Origin of the sequence: Collinsella sp. AF33-16 (genome assembly GCF_003475325.1) — a bacterium.
GTDB lineage: Bacteria > Actinomycetota > Coriobacteriia > Coriobacteriales > Coriobacteriaceae > Collinsella.
On the sequence record NZ_QRQC01000007.1, the window covers coordinates 46,218 to 63,124 of the forward strand.

The window sequence follows — 16,907 nt, forward strand, 5'->3', positions numbered from 1 at the left end:
GTCCCGGAATACAGCCTCAGAGTGGGACGCCGTTTCCGGTTGAGACCACCTGCTTGAGCATCTTTCTACGCTCGCTTTTGCAGTGCATAGATCGATTTGTCCATGTTGAACAGGTAAGCCACGACGCAGACAATAAAGAAAATCGGCAGATTGCCAAAGCCAAAGACCTCGCAGCCAATAAGGATGGGCGCGAGCAGCGTGTTGGTGGCGCTGCCAAAGACGGCGGCATAACCCAGCGCGGCGCAGAGCTCGACGGGCATGCCGAGAATCCCGGCGAGCATGACACCCAGACTGGCCCCGATGGAGAACAGCGGCGTCACCTCGCCACCCTGATAACCTGCGGCAAGCGTGGCGATGGTGAGTGCGAATTTGAGCGCCCAGTCCCAAGGCATGATGGCGATCTTGCCTTCACCGTTGAGCGCCGCTGATATCAGGTTGGTGCCAAGTCCGCAGTATCGCCCCTGCCACAGTGCGAACAGGATCGCCGACAGCGCAAGGCCCATAACGGCAACGCGCATGTAAGGGTTGGGGAGCAGCCGCGCTGCAAGGGTCTTGGCATGGGCAAGGCACCAGGCAAAAGCTCCACCTACCATACCAAACGCGATACCCAACAGCGCCAGCCGCTCAAGACCGGGGAGGTCAAGCGCATATGAGGCGACAACGGCGACCTCAAACTTCTCGAGTCCCAAGGCGCCGGAAGTCATGCTTGCGGCGAGCGAGGCTGCGAGTGCGGGAAGCAACGCACGGTATTCCAAGCGTCCTGCGACCAGTACTTCGATGGCAAAGACCGTGGCGGCGAGAGGCGTTCGAAAGAGTCCGGCAAAGCCGGCGGCCATGCCAATAAGCAAAAACGTGTTGCCGGGGTCTCGGAAAGGCAGGCGTCGGCCGATCCAATGTGAGACGGTTGCGCCGATCTGCACGGCCACGCCCTCGCGTCCCGCACTGCCGCCAAAGAGGTGCGTCCCCCACGTGCTCAGCATAATGAGCGGCACCAAACGCGGGGAGATGGCTTTCTCGCGTCCGTGGCCCACGTCGAAGACCAGACTCATGCCGCGGTCGGTGCCCTTGCCCCAAGTGCGGTAGGCAAACACGATGGCAAGGCCCATAAGAGCGAGGAAGGGAAGGAGCAGCGTGATGTGCTCGTCGCGGAAGGCGCCGATTGCCAGGAGCACACGACCAAAAAAGGCACAGATGGCGCCAACGATAACGCCGATAGGGATTCCGACGGCGCCCATGAGCACGAGACCGCTATAGGTGTTGACCAGGCGTTTGATTCTGCTCGAAGCGCTGCTTTCTGACATTTTGCTTTCCGACACTTGCTCTCTTGATAGAAAAAGAGCTGGAGTTGCGCATCGTTGAGAGGCTTTCCAGCTTTAGCAAAACAAACTTATAAGATGCGACGGGCCGCGTCAAGATAATTACCGGACGGCCTAGGAGGCGGCTGGTTGGCTGGCTTAAAACCTAGCGCGTGAAATGACGCCCCACGCTATTCAGCGCGCTTGATAGGATGACGAACCACAGTCTTAAGTTTCTCCGGTGCACATTTGCGTGGATCGGAGAGATAGATTTCGTGATGTAAACGGGTGTCTGAGAAGTCGGGGGCATAGCCCTGTTCGGTCGCGTATTCATGCATGGCGTCTACGGTTGTCGGCTCGCTGTCATAGGGTCCGGTATGCATGCACTGAACGCAGAGACCCTCATCAACTTTAAGCAGCTCAACAGCGGTAAAGTCTAGTTTCTTTTTGGCCGTGGCTTCAGCGACTGCCCAGTCAAAATCATCTCGGCTGACGAAATCGGGCAGGCGGATGCACGAGATAAAGTTGAAATCGTCCTTGCGTACATAATCGATGTCGCCGCTCGGGGAGTCTTGCCACCAGAAACCCTCGAGCGGCGGTACCACAAAGTCGAAATAGCCCTCGATGCTCCTTGGGCCTTTCTTCGACATCTTGACGGTATAGGCGATGCCGTAAAGTAGCGGCAGGGCGTTTTGATACTCGCCACCTTCGGTATTTGGGTCGCCCTTTCCGCGAACGGCAACGTAGTTCATAGGCGGGACAGTTACGATGCTCGGCTTGCTTGCAGGTTTGTAGAGCTCCTTGCATTCCTTCTTAAAGTCGAACGCCATGTTGGCCGCCTTTCTGCGTATTGGCCTGCTTAGATAGTTGAATCATATCATAGAAACGAACAGCTGTTCGAATTATTTGGCTGACAGATTGAGATGCGTGCGTTGTGCTTGGCGGTCGGCCTGACCCCGTCGATGATTTCTCGGCCTCCCCGGCGCCTCATCTATAGCTGCCGTTTCCCCCATATAAAACCTGCCAAAATAAACCTGTCCCTTTTTGGTAGGTGGGAAATGGGTAATACTAAAGAGTTATCCGACCAGATGGGAATTAATCGATGGCCTATATCGAATTCAAAGACGTCATCAAAGCATACGGCGAAGGCGACGCCCGCATCCACGCGCTCGACGGCGCGAGTTTTACGGTCGAGCGCGGCGAGCTCGCCATCATTCTGGGTGCTTCGGGCGCCGGCAAGACCACGGCCCTCAACATTCTGGGCGGCATGGACACGGCGACCTCCGGCACTGTGACGGTGGACGGGCGCGACGTGAGCTCCGCGAACGAGGCGCAGCTCGTGGAATACCGCCGCGCCGACGTCGGCTTTGTCTTCCAGTTCTACAATTTGGTCCCCAACTTGACGGCGCTCGAAAACGTCGAGCTCGCGGCGCAAATCTGCCCCGATTCGCTCGATGCCGAACAGACGCTTCGCCAGGTCGGCCTGGGTGAGCGCCTCGCCAACTTTCCGGCGCAGCTTTCGGGCGGCGAGCAGCAGCGCGTGTCCATCGCCCGCGCACTGGCCAAGAATCCCAAGCTGCTTCTGTGCGACGAGCCCACGGGCGCGCTCGACTACAAAACCGGCAAGCAGATCTTGCAGCTGCTACAGGACACCTGTCGCAAGCAGGGCATTACGGTCATTATCATCACCCACAACTCCGCGCTGGCGCCCATGGCAGATCGCCTGATTCGCTTTAAGAGCGGGCGCGTGGAGAGCGAGACGGTCCAACAAAATCCCGTGCCGATCGAGACGATCGAGTGGTAGCGCCCATGGACCAGGACCGCCAAAACAGCCAGCGCCGCGACGCGCAGAACACGGAGCGCGAGCAGGATTTTACGACCTACCGCACCGCCCAAAGCTCAAACGACATGGTGCCGATGGTTTTTCGCCGTAGCATCTACCGCACAATCCGAGGCAGTCTTAAGCGCTTCTTATCCATCGTCGTAATCACGGCGCTCGGCGTGAGCGTGATGTGCGGCCTCAAGGCGGGTTGCGAGGATCTGTGCGATTCGGTCGATGCCTATTTTGACCAGCAGAATGTTTATGACATCAACGTGCAGTCGACCTATGGTCTGACCGATGACGATCTTGCTGCGATCCAAGAGGTCGATGGCGTCGAGACGGCCGAGGGCATCTACACCGAGACTGCCTACACCGCCGTGGGCACAACGCGCGAGCGCGTGGTTGTCCAGAGCCTTTCCAGGGAGAATATCGATCAACCGGTGCTGTTGAGCGGCGATTTGCCCGAGTGTGCCGGCGAGGTCGCGGTGACCTCACGTTTTTTGAAGGCTTCGGGCAAGAAAATCGGCGATACGGTGAGCTTTGCCGCCAACGATGCGAGCTCGTCGAACCAAAGCGCCAAGGACCAGTTTGCCGATGGGGACTACACCATCACGGCAGAGGTTCTCGATCCCACCGACGTGAGCTCCGACTCGACGGTCAACGCCTTCCGTGCTGCTTCGACTGCGGACTACAAGTTCTACGTGAGCGAGGATGCCGCGACATCTTCTTCCTACTCCGCTGTCCACGTGGTCGTCGAGGGAGCCAAGAGCCTCAACTCCTATTCGGATGCCTACTCGGCAAAGATCAATGAGGTCAAGGGCAATATCGAGAAGATCCGCGAGGAGCGTGAGAAGGCGCGCACTCAGGAGCTGACGGTCGACACACCGGCGAGCTTGGACGCGGCTGAGCGTCAGGCGAATATGGTCTTTGGGATCGAGCAGGACAACATCAATCGCATGGCCGAGGGCAGCGACGAGCGTGCGCAGGCGCAAGCCGACCTGGACCAGCGCCGCGCCGCCGCCGACCAGCAGTTTGCCGATGCCCGCGCCGAGCTCTCTGACCTGGGCGAATGCACCTGGTACATCCAGGACCGCGGCAATATCGCAAGCTACTCGAGCGTCGAGAGCGATAGTTCTTCGATCGAGGCCATCGCCACGGTGTTCCCGTTCATCTTCTTTATCGTCGCCGTGCTTATCAGCCTCACCACCGCCACCCGCATGGTCGAGGAGGAGCGCACGCTTATTGGCCTGTACAAGGCGCTCGGCTATTCACGCGGGCGTATCCTGTCCAAATATGTGGACTACTCGCTGTGGGCGTGTCTGATCGGTGGCGTGCTCGGCAATATCATCGGATTTGTGGGTCTGCCGCTGTTCTTGTTTACGGTGTTCGACGACATGTACTCGCTGCCCCAGATGCTACTTTCGTACGACATCGTGTCCTCGATCGTTTCGGTGGCGCTGTTTGCCGTGGGCGTGGTGGGAGCCACGATTATCGCCTGCCGCCACGAGATGGCCGAGACCCCTGCCTCGCTCATGCGTCCCAAGGCTCCGCCCGCCGGCTCGCGCATCCTGCTCGAGCGTATCGGATTTATCTGGCGCCGCATGGGCTTCTTAAACAAGGTGGCGGCGCGTAACCTGTTCCGCTACAAAAAGCGCGCCTTTATGACCATCTTTGGCATTGCGGGCTGCACGGCGCTTGTGATTTGCGGTATGGGCATCCGTGATACGTCGGTCGCGCTGTCGCCCAAGCAGTACGGGCACATCACACGCTACGATTTGCTGGCGGTCGCCAATCCCGATGATTTTTCGCAGACGTGCGCGGCGTTGGATGAGCGCAGTGCAGCCAAGGATTCCAACGTGACCGTGACTTCGACGCTGCCGATTATGACCGACAACGTTACCTTTACATTCGGCGGAAAGAGCGAGACCGTGCAGCTGATCGTGGTGCCCGATGACCGCACGAACGACCTGGATGACTACGTGCGCCTAGAGGACGAGTCCAAAGAGCCGCTGTCTTTGCGTGACGGAGACGTGTATCTGAGTAAGAGTTCACAGCTGGTGCTGGGGATTCAGCCGGGCGATACGGCATACGTCCAGGATTCGTCGCTCAATGTTGCCAAGGTCAAAGTCAGTGACATTTCGCTTAACTATCTTGGCAACACGCTTTACATGACGCAGGGCACCTATGAGCGCGCGTTCGGTCGAAGCGCACGCCTCAACGGCGTCTTTGTGCTGCTTAAGGGCTCGTCGGCCGACCAGATTGCGTTTAGCAAGAAGCTTAAGAGCGACGGTTGGCTCACCATCTCGAGCACGGCCGAACATTGGCAGAACTACGAGGCGAACTTTGCGATCATCAATTCGGTCGTGGTGCTCGTGACTTTTATGGCGGCATGCCTGTCGTTTGTGGTGGTGTTTACGCTGTCCAACACGAATATCTCCGAGCGCGAACGCGAGCTGGCGACCATCAAGGTGCTGGGCTTCCGCCGTGGCGAGGTGCACCATTACGTCAACAAGGAGACGTTGATCCTCACGGCAATTGGCGCCGCGCTGGGCGTGCCACTGGGCGGCTTGCTGGCCGAGAGTTTTACGTACATTTTGCAGATGCCGTCGCTGTACTTTGACGTCGAAGTCGAGCCGCTAAGCTACGTGCTCGCCGTGGTGCTTTCCTTTGGCTTTACGTTTATCGTCAACCTAGCCACCAATCGTACCCTCAACAAGATCGACATGGTCGGCGCCCTCAAGAGCGCCGAGTGACCTGCCAAAAAGGGACAGGTTTATTTTGGCAGGTTTTATCTGCGCAAACGCCGGGCACCTACGAGCGACCCGGCGTTTGTTGCTTTGCTATCTTTTGCCCGCAGGCGTGGATGAGAGGCTTTCTTTAGCCTTCGAGATTGGGCTTGAATGGGTCGTATGCCACAAAACGGGCCTATCTACTACGTTTAATTGGACACCCTCAACCATGCCGGGAAAACGAAAAATAAAACCGCAGGTAGAAGGCCTGTCGATTTTCGAAAAAGGCGGTCATGGTTGGCCCCATCGAGTTAAACGTAGTAGATGGCCCCTTTTCGTGGCGCGCGGTCAGCTCAATGCTAATCTCCGTGCCGGAACTGACCCAGTTGTTTGTAAGTTGCGGTGATATACGGACTGTTTGGCGCTTTGGAGCTTCAAAACAGTCCCTATCTCACCGCAACTTAGGAGAAGGGCGGGGGTGGTTGGGTGCTGGTGGGTCGGAGCGTGTTAGGCCTGTTGGCGGTGCTTCCATTGTTTGCGGCACCAGCGCATGAGCGCTTTGATGACGGGAATCGTGATGAGGATGATCCATGCAGGATGGGGCTGTCCCAAACAGAGCCACATGTAGAGGAACCAAGCGATGGCGGCTGCCGGGTAGATGACCTCGATCAGCTTAGATAAGTGGCGTTGGTCGATAAAGTCGCCAAGCGCGTAATAGACGGGAATCAGAAAGACGAGGAAGAGTCCCGTAGCCCATGTGCCGTAGACAATGCCGAGCACCAGATAGGCGAGGGCGACAAGCGCAGGGAAGGGGAATTTGTTCCATGCACGTCCGACCTTGGTGTGGAAATGCTTGCCGTGATGGTCGAGCTTGTCGTGTGCTTCCTTCCAGCTGGAAAACGTCTCGCCGTCGATGGTGACGGTGCCGTCGTCATTGGTATGCACACTATGTCCATCGTCCTCAAGCGTATCGATATGCAATCCGCCTGGCCCCACATGGACCTCTTCACCCTTGCGCTCGTTAGCCACATGGATGCCATTCCAGCCAACATGAACCTCTTCGCCTTTGTTGGGGTCAATAACGTGGATGCCGCGCGCGAGGGAAATATCGACAAGTGGCTTATCGCTGCAATCAGCGTGTTCAGTAGAAGCCTCAGCCTCCTCAGCCTTATCTGAAGCTTTGGTGCCGGCGTTGCTGTTCTGCGCCTCATCATCAGCCTGCGAGTCGTCAGTGCTATCCACCGCCTCCCCATACAGCAGCTCATCCAGCGACACGCCATACAGCGCGGCGAGCGCAATAAGGTTATCGGTATCGGGAGAGGATTCGCTGCGCTCCCATTTACTGACAGCCTGACGACTCACACCCAGCTGGGCGGCAAGCGCCTCCTGAGAAAGCCCGGCAGCCTTGCGGCGATCGACGAGCCGCTGTGCCATCGCAAGATCCATGACAGTTCCTTTCATGTGGTGACCGTAATCGAATGAGCCGAGTATGCCGAGAACAACCGGTAGCGACCACCATTTCTAGTTAGAATCTGCCCCAACCCTACCGCAACTACCGGTAGCAACCCCTAACGACCAGCCATTTCAGGACAAATGCCAGTGCAAGTAGCAGCCAAGAGCCCCCACTCAGTAAGTTGCGGTGGAATAGTTTTTGGATTCAGCCATTTGCGGACTAAGCAGGAACTATTTCACCGCAACTGAATTTCAGACCAGGCACCCGCAGCAAGAAGACGAATAGCCTCGGCGAGTATGTAAACGCAGGGCCCTCCGACCCCGCCCGACGATTTCGATTGGCGACCTTTGACGGAGTCAAGGGAGGAGCCAAATCGAAATACGTCGGGCGGGGTCGGAGGGCCCGATGGGGTGGATTCCAGCCGAGGCTATTCGTCGCCGAAGCTGATGCCCAACGCCTTGGCCTCGCGCACCAGGTCGCTCTGGGGGTCGACAAACTTGAGCTTGCCGGCGACCTCCTCGAGCGGCATGTGGCACATCTTGCCGTCACGCAGGGCAATCATGTAGCCAAACTCGCCGCGTAGGCACCCCAGTGCCGCCTCGACGCCGCACTGGGTCGCAAAGATGCGGTCCTGGGCGTCGGGTTGGCCGCCGCGCTGCGTGTGGCCGGGGATGGCGACGCGGGTCTCGCGACCAGTCTTGGCCTCGATCTCCTTGGCGATGTCGTAGACGATCGACGGACTCGTGCGCTCGGCGAGCTTTTTCTTGTACTCCTTCTTGGGCAGCGCTGCGTCCTCCTTGGAGATAGCGCCCTCGGCGACGGCCACGATGGTAAAGCGGCTGCCGGTCTCCATGCGATGCTCGATGGTCTTGATGACGTTGTCCATGTCGTAGGGGATCTCGGGAATCAAGATGACGTCCGCGCCGCCCGCGACGCCGGCATACAGCGGAATCCAACCGACCTTGTGGCCCATGATCTCGATGACAAACACGCGGCCGTGACTCGAGGCAGTGGTGTGGATGTCGTCGATGCACTTGGTGGCGACGTCGATGGCGCTCGTAAAGCCAAACGTCAACTCGGTGCCCCAGGTGTCGTTATCGATGGTCTTGGGCAGGGCGATAACGTTGAGGCCTTCTTCGCGCAGGCGGTTGGCGGTCTTGGTGGATCCGTTGCCGCCCAGCATAAACAGGCAGTCGAGCTGCAGTTTATGATAGGTGTGGACCATTGCGGGCACCTTCTCGACGCCGTCGGCCTCGGGAATGTCCAGGCGCTTGAACGGCGTGCGGCTCGTGCCCAGGATGGTGCCGCCGCGGGTGAGGATGCCGCTAAAGTCTGCCGGCGTCATCACGCGAAAACGGCTGTAGATGAGGCCCTGGTAGCCGTCCTCAAAACCATAGATCTCGATAGGCTCTTCGCTATTGGTCATGAGCGTTTTGACGATGCCGCGCATGGTGGCATTGAGCGCCTGGCAGTCGCCGCCACTGGTAAGAAGACCGATCCTGAGCATGATGAATCCTTCCGGGCAAGTTATAACATGCGCATAAGTTTACCCCCGCACACTGTTGATGCGGAGGTAAAACGTGTTAGCTCAAATGTATAGAAATGTAAGCAACGTCAGGCGAGCGTAAGGACGACGGTGCCAGCTCCTTACAGCGCGAAGGCGTCGACGTCGCCCCAGTGGCGGCGCAGCGTGATGGCGGCAGCGGGCTCGGTATTGTCAAAGACGACCGACCACTGCGTGTTGCTGGTGATGTCTTCCGGATTGGGCTCTTGCGCCGCAGCGCGCAGGGCCTTCCAAGCGACTGCCTCGTCTTGGGCACCGACATGGGCGTCGAGGACATCGGCGATGGCGATGGCGCGTTCCTTGCCATGGCCCAGTTCGCCGTTCTTTTGGTTGGGTAGCACTTCGGCACCATAGCAGGCGTAGAAGTTCGTAACCTGGCGCACGGGCGTCGCCTTGCATGCGCGGTCGGGGTCGCGCGGATCCCACTCCACCACCCGCGCGTCACCGGCGGCGTCGTTGATAAAGAAGTGGTAATCGCGTCCTGCCATGGCGTGCATGTCGTAGGCAGAAAGCAGGTCGACGGCCTCCTGCGTGGTAGCCGCGCGGTCGAGCACCAGGCGGATGGCGAGCGAAGTGTTGATGACGGGGCGCTGCGTGTCCTGGTCACAGGGTTTGGAATCCAGGGTGAGTACGGCAATGGACACGCCACATTCGTTAACACCATCGAGCTGGGCAAACGAGCCCATGAGTGCGGCGGCGCGTCCGGCGACGGAGTCAAGCGGAGTGTTATCGCCCAGGTTATTGAGGGCGGCAAACCCGATGGAGGCATAGCCGTCGCGCGGGTGATTGCGCACCAGCAGCGCTGAGGTGTCGTCCTTAAAGTCGTAATTGCGACCGGTGCGCACGCGGCCTTCGGCATCCACGGCGACAAAAGCGCTGCAGGCAAACTGGGGCGCCTGGACATGTGCCGGCACGCCGGGGAGCGCCTGCGCCACCACGGCATCGATGTAGGCCTGGTCGTCGCGCACGCCAGCGGCGATGATGCGATCAAGATCGTAGTCGTAGACGATGTCGATTACGTACAGGTCATAGCCATCCGCGTAGCCGGTCAAGCGTTTGAGCGACGCGGCGGACTTGATTTGCTTGTGATAAACGATACCGGTGGCAGCGGCAAGGCCGACGGCGACTCCCGCGGTACCGCAGGCGATGGCAATGTTACGTGGCTTCATGACGGCTCCTCTCGTCCTGTTGGTGCAATTGTCGCAAAAGGAGCGCGGGCATGATGACTCAACTTGGTGAGCGGCGCGGAACTAAGCATGGAATGAAGAGTGCGACGCTGGCGTGGCGGGGTATGCTGGAGGGGACCATCAACCCAGCGAAAGGGGAGAGCATGACGGATCAGGAAACGCCCGAGCGCGCGCACGTGACGGCCGACGATATCGAGGCTGCCAACGACCTTATCGACTTTATCGAGGCATGCCCCAGCATGTTCCATACGGCAGCGACCATTATGGCCGAGCTCGACGAGGCGGGCTTTACCTACCTGCCCGAGAATGCGGCGTGGGACATCGAGCCGGGCGGGCGTTATTACACGCAGCGCAACACCTCGAGCGTCGTTGCCTTTAAGGTGGGCGAGGACCTGGCCGCGACATGGGGCGAGGACGGCGTTGCCGGCGACTACCATTTTCAGCTCACGGCGTCGCACAGCGATTCGCCGACGTTTAAGGTCAAGGCCGTGCCCGAGCTCGACGGCGCGGGCAAGACGCTGCGCCTGAACACCGAGGCCTACGGCGGCATGATCGACTACACCTGGTTCGACCGCCCGTTGGCGCTCGCGGGCCGCGTGTTGGTGCGCGAGGGCGACCGTATTGAGAGCCGCCTGCTCGCCACCGAGCGCGAGGTCGCTATCATTCCGAGCCTTGCCATCCATATGAACCGCGGCGTTAACGAGGGCTTTGCTCCCAATCGCGCCGTTGATCTGTGCCCGCTCATCAGCGCTGGCGATCTTAAGCAGGGTGACTTTGATGCCCTGATCGCTGACGAACTGGATGTTGAGCCTGAGCAGATTCTGGGCCGCGACCTGTTCCTGGTCAACCGACAGGATGCGCGTATTTGGGGCTGGGCCGACGAGTTTATCTCGACGCCCAAGCTCGACGACCTGGCCTGCGCCTACACCTCGCTGCAGGCATTTTTGGGTGCCGAGAATGCGCACGACGTTTCGGTCTTTTGCTGCTTTGATAACGAGGAGGTTGGCTCCGAGACCAAGCAGGGCGCCATGTCGACGTTCTTGGCCGACGCGCTGCGCCGCATCAACGGGTCGCTGGGCTTCGATGACGAGTCGTACCACCGCACACTTGCCGCTTCGATGCTCGTGAGCTGCGACAACGCGCATGCCGTGCACCCCAACCACGCCGAGAAGTGCGACGCCCGCAACCAGGTTGTGCTTAACGGCGGCATCGTCATCAAGGAGGCCGCCAACCAGCACTACTGCACCGACGCCTTTAGCCGCGCGGTGTTCCAGGCCATTTGCGATGACGCCGACGTGCCCACGCAGGCCTTTGCCAACAAGAGCGATATGGCCGGCGGTTCTACCCTGGGCAATCTGTCCAATATGCAGGCGAGCATGCATGCCGTGGACGTGGGCCTGCCGCAGCTTGCCATGCACTCGAGCTACGAGACCGGCGGCGTGCGCGACGTAATGTACGCCATCCGCGCCCTCACCGCCTTCTACGAGCGTGACCTGACCATCAACGGCGCCGAAAGCGTGGAACTCTAAAACCTGCCAAAAAGGGACAGGTTTATTTTGGCAGGTTTTATCTGGGCGAATGCAAAGGGTGAAACCGAACTAGATCTGCGATACGTGGCCGCCGAGGTGCAGTGCGCCTCGGCGGCTTTTTGTGTACAGAGTACGGCTAATGCTTATAAATGCTATACATGCTTTACGTATCTACCATAGAGCTTTATGATATTTTGAAGTATTAAGGAGGGGTCATGACCACAACAGCCGCTCAGATCAACGTACGTCTCGATGCCGATCTTAAAAGGAGTGGGGACGCCGCTCTCTCCAAGGCCGGTATGACGCCGAGCCAAGCGGTGCGAGCGCTCTGGCAGCTTGCAGCATCGCTGGCCGATCGCCCCGGTGCGCTCGAGGATATCCTGCTGCCCAGTCGTGCCCGGGCGGAACAGCGCGAGCGCGAAAAGGCCGCCAAACGTAAGCTCGAGCTTATGGATCAGGGGTCGAAGCTGTTCGCTGCCGCTTGCTGTGAGTCGGGAATCGATATGGTCAAGGCTCAGCCATCGGACGACGAAGAGCTCAAACGGAATGCCTATGCGGATCGCTATGGCGAGGAGATGAGCTGGCTCTATGAGTGAGACTCCAAAGCGCATCTTGGTTGACACCAACGTGTGGCTCGATTACTTCATTCCCTCACGACGTGGTCGTTCGGTGGCGATTGAGTTTTTACGCGATGCATGCACGGCGCAGGTTGATTTGCTGTATGCGGCGACATCGTCCAAAGACCTGTTTTATTTGATTTCAAGCGAACATAAGGCATGGTATCGGCGAGAGCACGGCTCGCTTTCTCAAGATGCTGCCGTGGCGTCGACATCACTTGCATGGGATTGCCTCGACGTGTTGTCGCAACTTGCCACGTCGGTACCCTGCGACCTGAGTGACATATGGATGGCGAGCAGACAGCGTGAGCTCCATAGCGATTACGAAGACGATTTAATCATTGCGGCAGCGATACGTGCTCAGGCGGATCTACTGGTCACCAACGATGTCAAACTCTGTTCACACGCACCCGTCGCAGCAATGAGCGTAGAAGACGCAAAGAATTACTTAGCAACGCTCTAGCAATTTGAAGACCCTGCAGGTCGAATAAAAGTCAGCGAATGCCCCCAGGCAGGGCCGCGCCAGCCAGTCCCTACAGGTTGAACAAAAGTCAGCGAGAGCCCGTCTGGGCGAGCAAGGTGCCTTGAAACAAGGCGGCATTGACCTTCTGGTCATGCCGCCGAAGTTGAAAGGCAGATTGTCGTCCAGACGGGCTCGCAGCGTCGGCTCATTACGCCGTTTGTAAAACGGCGTAATTCTTAGTGTTCGATCCAGCAGCGCAGGGTCTCGCCGGCCTGCAGGTGACGCAGATTCTCCGCGGCGATGTCGACGACGTTGTTGAGCGTGGCTGCCAGGTGGAACCAGCCGGAGACGTGCGGCGTGATGAGCATGTTGGGCGCATCCCACAGGGGGCTTGTCGCGGGCAGCGGTTCGGGGTCGGTGACGTCGACCGCGGCGCCGGCGAGATGTCCCGACTCCAGAACGGCAACCAAGTCATCGGTGACCACAAGGTCGCCGCGGCCGCCGTTGGCAAAGAAGGCACCTGGTTTCATCGCGGCAAAGAACTCGGCGTTCGCCAGACCGCGGGTCTCGGGCGTGCTCGGCATAAAGGATGCGACGATGTCGGCCTCTGCCAGGCGCTCAGGTAGGGCGTCCATGCCGTCCATGTCCTCAAACACAATGGGGTAGACGAGTGGATGGCGCTTGATGCCGCGGACGTGCGCGCCCATGCCGCGGCAGAGCGTGGCAAAGTGACCGCCGATATCGCCCGCGCCCAGCACCAGCACGTTGGCGTTTTTGAGCGAGGTAACTGGCCCCAAATCCTCCCAGCGATGTTCGCGCTGCAAGTCGTGATAGCCGGGCAGGCGCTTCATCATGGAAAGGACCATGGCAAACATGTGCTCGCTCACGGCCTGGCCGTAGGCGCCCACCGAGCAAGACAGTTTGGCGTCGGCTGGCACGGTGCCGGCGGCAAGGTAGTCGTCATAGCCGGCGGTCTGCAATTGCAGCAGCTGGAGATGCTCGCATGCCGTGAGCATGTCAGAGTCGATGTTGCCCAAGATCACGTCGGCGTTGGCGACTTGTTCGCGCGTGATAGCGTCGGCGCTCGTGTAGATAAAGTCCTCGCCCGGAGCGCTCGACTCAAGAATTGCGCGATGGTGGTCGTTGACGGGCAGCAAAACCAAGATGTTCACAAGTAGTCCTTTCCGCTTGACCCGCCAAAAAGGGACAGGTTTATTTTGGCGGGTTTTATCAGGCAAAACGCTATAAAAACGCCGGGCTTCGCGATGGTTAACATATCCATCGTGAAGCCCGGCGCATCCACGGCTACCAGCTCAGCAGCTCGTAGCCGTCCTCGGTCACCACGAGCTGTACCTCGCACTGGGCCGAATCGCTGCCGTCCTTGGTGCGCACGCACCAGCCGTCGCCCTTGCTGATCTTGATGTCGGGCGCTCCGGCGTTGACCATGGGCTCGATGGTAAAGACCATGCCCGGCACCATGATGGTGTCCACATCGGGCGCCTCGGTGGTAAAGCCCACAAACGGGTCCTCGTGGAACTCCTTACCGATGCCGTGTCCGCCGTACTCGCGCACCACGCTAAAGCCGGCGTCCTCGACGGTCTTTTGTACTGCCTCGGCCATAACGGAGAGCGGTAGCCATGGCTTGACGGCTGCCAGACCCGCCTCCACGCTGGCACGGGTGACGTCGACCAGGCGCTGGCGCTCGGCCGAGACCTCGCCGATGCAGAACATGCGGCTCGAATCACTAAAGTAACCGTCCAAGATCGTGGAGCAGTCTACGTTGATGATGTCGCCCTCGTGCAGCACGTCCGTATCGCAGGGAATGCCGTGGCAGACCACATCATTGATCGAGGTGCACACGCTCTTGGGGTAGCCCTCGTAGTTGAGGTCGGCCGGCGTGCCACCGTGCTCGACGGTGTAGTCGTAGATCATCTGGTCGATCTGGTTGGTGGTCATGCCTGCGGCGATATGCTCGCCCACATAATCGAGCACGCCCACGTTGATGGCTGCCGAGCGCTTGATACCCTCGATATCGGCGGGAGTCTTGTAGAGCGTGCGAGGCAGAACCTCCCAGCCTTCTTCCCACAAGCGCTCGAGGCGCTCATCAAAGGCGCTATGGCATTTCTTGTATTTCTTGCCGCTGCCGCACCAGCAAGCGTCGTTGCGGCCGGGCACGGGTCCTTTGTCATACATGGCTAACTTCCTTTCATTCGCAGCTAGTATAGCCCACCCACGCGGCCATAAAAGTTGCGGTGATATAGTTCCGATTTAAGCGGTTTAACAGCACAAATAGGAACTATATCACCGCAACTGATGGGGCGGGATGGCGGGCACTAGCTGCTGCGTGGTTTTGCTAGTAGCTCACCTGGCAGGGAATACCGAGGGCGCGCACGCGCGCGGCAATGGCGTCGAGCACCTCGGGCGCTGCTTTGGCAAGGCCGGCGACTGGTGTCTCGCGCGCGACCGTGTAGATGGTCGCCTCCTGCGGACGAATGCGCTCAAGCGCCGCGAGCCAGGGGGCAACATACTCCTCGCCGGTATTGTCGATGAGCTTGCCCTGATACTCGCCGGTCAAAAAGATCGTCTGGATAATAACGTGACCGTCAAAGCTTGCGAACGTCTCGATCTGGTGTTCGACGTTGTAGGGGCCAACAGGCTGGTCGAGCAGCTGGATAAACGCCGGGTCGACGGTATCGAGCTTAAGAATGTTGTCGTCGACCATCATGAGCGCGTCGTGCACCTCGGGGCGGTCGGCGCGTGTGCCGTTGGAGAGCACGGCGATCTTGGAGTTTGGGGCAAGCTCGTCGCGCAGTGCGACGGCGCCGGCGATGGCCCGTGGAAACTCCGGTGCGGCGGTGGGCTCGCCGTTGCCTGCGAAGGTGATTACATCGGGGAGCTCGCCCTCGGCTGCCATCTCGCGCAGCTTTGCCTCGAGCGCTTCGAGTACCACGGCAGCCGTGTTATACGGCTCATGGCAGGGGCGCTCGGCGTTGAGGCCGTTCTCGCAGTAGATGCAGTCGAACGTGCAGATTTTGCCGCTGGCCGGCATCATGTTGACGCCGAGCGAGAGACCAAGGCGACGGCTGCGAACGGGCCCAAAGATGGGGCTGGCATTCAAAAACGTAGACATAGGCATATGCTCCTCAAGACAATTGTGCCTAAGCATAGCATCGGCTCCAAAGCAAGGTGTGGGCTCTTGCTTTACAAGTTTCGTTTTTTCACGTCGCTCATGATGCCGTGCCATGAAAAGCCTCGGGTCGGGTAAAGTTAATCTGTTAACAAGGTGTAAAGCAATGCGGGTCCATCCAACCGTGCTGACGTGCAACTGGATGAGCATTGATGATGGGGGCACAACATGGATTTTACGGTCGAGAATGCGGGCACCACGATTGCCTGTCGCGAATATGCCGACCCGGATGTGTCGCCTGATGCTCCTGCCTTGGTGTGCGTGCACGGCGCTTGTGTCGACGGCACATTTTTCGACGGCATCGCTTGTGAGCTCAGTCGCAACTACCGCGTAATTGCCTACGACCGCCGCGGCTGTGGTGGCAGCAGCGATGCGGCAGACGGCAGCTATGATCTTGCCGCTCAGGCCGCCGATCTGCAAGCCGTGATCGAACACGTTGGCGCTCCGACAAATGTGCTTGCGCACAGCGCCGGTACGTTGGTGGCGCTGGAGCTTCTTCGTACCGAACCCCATCTCGTCGCCCGTGCGATTCTGCATGAGCCGGCTGTGTCGGCCGAAGGCGTCGGCATGGGCGCAGCCCCGGTTTTGCTCGATATGATTGCGGCTGGAAAGGTTTCAAGGGCGCTCCGGCTTTTCTTGGGAGCCCTCGGCGACTTGGACCCCGAGGCTCCTGGAACGACCGAAGCGGAAGCCAAACATGCCCTGCGCAATGGTCGTTGCTTCATGGCCAATGAATACGGGATTACTATGACCTGCGTTCCCGATTGGGATAGCGTTCGCGCGTCAAAAACGGTGGCCGCCGTGCTCCTGGGCGAGCTCTCGATTGGCACGCCCCGCGAGGCTGGCACGCGAGCGGCTGCCGAATATCTCGATTGCCCCCTCGTGACAATCCCGGGCGCGCACAACGGCCTGCGCGATCGCCCGGCAGCGGCTGCCCAGACTGTCCGTAGCATCCTGGAGCTCTAGCAGCCGTAAAAATCAAAACAGTCTTCACTCGCAAACGTTTCGGCCGTGTTAACAAATGTGCTCAAAACCTCACGTCTGCGGCTTCAATCGCGCCG

14 protein-coding genes are annotated in these 16,907 nt (G+C 59.2%); 6 read left to right on the forward strand and 8 right to left on the reverse strand.

Annotated features, from left to right (window positions below; translation table 11 throughout):
* Positions 1-65 precede the first annotated feature (65 nt).
* Both DWZ52_RS03845 and DWZ52_RS03850 read right to left on the reverse strand, forming a co-directional pair.
* Positions 66-1,301, reverse strand: a complete 1,236-nt coding sequence (locus DWZ52_RS03845; protein ID WP_117640204.1) for a chloride channel protein — start codon at positions 1,299-1,301, stop codon at positions 66-68.
* A gap of 185 nt (positions 1,302-1,486) precedes the next feature.
* Positions 1,487-2,125 (reverse strand): GyrI-like domain-containing protein, encoded by a 639-nt coding sequence (locus DWZ52_RS03850; RefSeq protein WP_117635685.1) that lies wholly within the window; start codon positions 2,123-2,125, stop codon positions 1,487-1,489.
* Positions 2,126-2,397: 272 nt separating this feature from the next.
* Between DWZ52_RS03850 and DWZ52_RS03855 the strand changes: the two genes are divergently transcribed.
* Positions 2,398-3,099: an ABC transporter ATP-binding protein gene (locus tag DWZ52_RS03855; RefSeq protein ID WP_117635686.1), complete on the forward strand. Its 702-nt coding sequence runs from the start codon at positions 2,398-2,400 to the stop codon at positions 3,097-3,099.
* A 5-nt stretch (positions 3,100-3,104) separates the two neighbouring features.
* Entirely contained in the window at positions 3,105-5,870 is a 2,766-nt protein-coding gene (locus DWZ52_RS03860; RefSeq protein ID WP_233524927.1) for an FtsX-like permease family protein, read from the forward strand.
* 483 nt (positions 5,871-6,353) lie between these two features.
* Here DWZ52_RS03860 and DWZ52_RS03865 read toward each other — a convergent pair whose 3' ends face one another.
* From DWZ52_RS03865 to DWZ52_RS03875, 3 genes are all read right to left on the reverse strand, one after another.
* The gene (locus tag DWZ52_RS03865; RefSeq protein WP_117640206.1) at positions 6,354-7,292 is read right to left on the reverse strand and encodes a helix-turn-helix domain-containing protein; all 939 of its coding nucleotides are present in this window, start codon (positions 7,290-7,292) and stop codon (positions 6,354-6,356) included.
* 434 nt (positions 7,293-7,726) lie between these two features.
* Entirely contained in the window at positions 7,727-8,806 is a 1,080-nt protein-coding gene (locus DWZ52_RS03870) for a 6-phosphofructokinase (protein WP_117716958.1), read from the reverse strand.
* A gap of 140 nt (positions 8,807-8,946) precedes the next feature.
* Positions 8,947-10,032 carry a linear amide C-N hydrolase gene (locus DWZ52_RS03875; RefSeq protein WP_117716959.1) on the reverse strand — a complete coding sequence of 362 codons (1,086 nt, stop codon included), beginning with the start codon at positions 10,030-10,032 and terminating at the stop codon, positions 8,947-8,949.
* A gap of 161 nt (positions 10,033-10,193) precedes the next feature.
* On the opposite strand from DWZ52_RS03875, the gene DWZ52_RS03880 reads away from it, so the two are divergent.
* The 3 genes from DWZ52_RS03880 (at position 10,194) to DWZ52_RS03890 (ending at position 12,659) form a co-directional block, all read left to right on the forward strand.
* Positions 10,194-11,579 (forward strand): M18 family aminopeptidase, encoded by a 1,386-nt coding sequence (locus tag DWZ52_RS03880; RefSeq protein ID WP_233547258.1) that lies wholly within the window; start codon positions 10,194-10,196, stop codon positions 11,577-11,579.
* Between the two features lie 215 nt (positions 11,580-11,794).
* Entirely contained in the window at positions 11,795-12,175 is a 381-nt protein-coding gene (locus DWZ52_RS03885) for a translation repressor RelB (protein WP_117584152.1), read from the forward strand.
* Entirely contained in the window at positions 12,168-12,659 is a 492-nt protein-coding gene (locus tag DWZ52_RS03890; protein WP_117654967.1) for a PIN domain-containing protein, read from the forward strand. Before DWZ52_RS03885 ends, DWZ52_RS03890 begins: the two co-directional genes overlap by 8 nt.
* A gap of 236 nt (positions 12,660-12,895) precedes the next feature.
* Here the strand turns inward: DWZ52_RS03890 and DWZ52_RS03895 are convergent, their stop codons facing one another.
* From DWZ52_RS03895 to DWZ52_RS03905, 3 genes are all read right to left on the reverse strand, one after another.
* Entirely contained in the window at positions 12,896-13,831 is a 936-nt protein-coding gene (locus DWZ52_RS03895) for a D-2-hydroxyacid dehydrogenase (RefSeq protein ID WP_117584150.1), read from the reverse strand.
* A 133-nt stretch (positions 13,832-13,964) separates the two neighbouring features.
* Positions 13,965-14,852, reverse strand: a complete 888-nt coding sequence (gene map / locus DWZ52_RS03900) for a type I methionyl aminopeptidase (RefSeq protein ID WP_117584149.1) — start codon at positions 14,850-14,852, stop codon at positions 13,965-13,967.
* A 160-nt stretch (positions 14,853-15,012) separates the two neighbouring features.
* On the reverse strand, positions 15,013-15,789 hold the full coding sequence (locus DWZ52_RS03905) for a radical SAM protein (protein WP_117584148.1): 777 nt from the start codon (positions 15,787-15,789) through the stop codon (positions 15,013-15,015).
* A gap of 225 nt (positions 15,790-16,014) precedes the next feature.
* Here DWZ52_RS03905 and DWZ52_RS03910 point away from each other — a divergent pair, with 225 nt between their 5' ends.
* On the forward strand, positions 16,015-16,812 hold the full coding sequence (locus DWZ52_RS03910) for an alpha/beta fold hydrolase (RefSeq protein WP_118384944.1): 798 nt from the start codon (positions 16,015-16,017) through the stop codon (positions 16,810-16,812).
* Positions 16,813-16,907 lie beyond the last annotated feature (95 nt).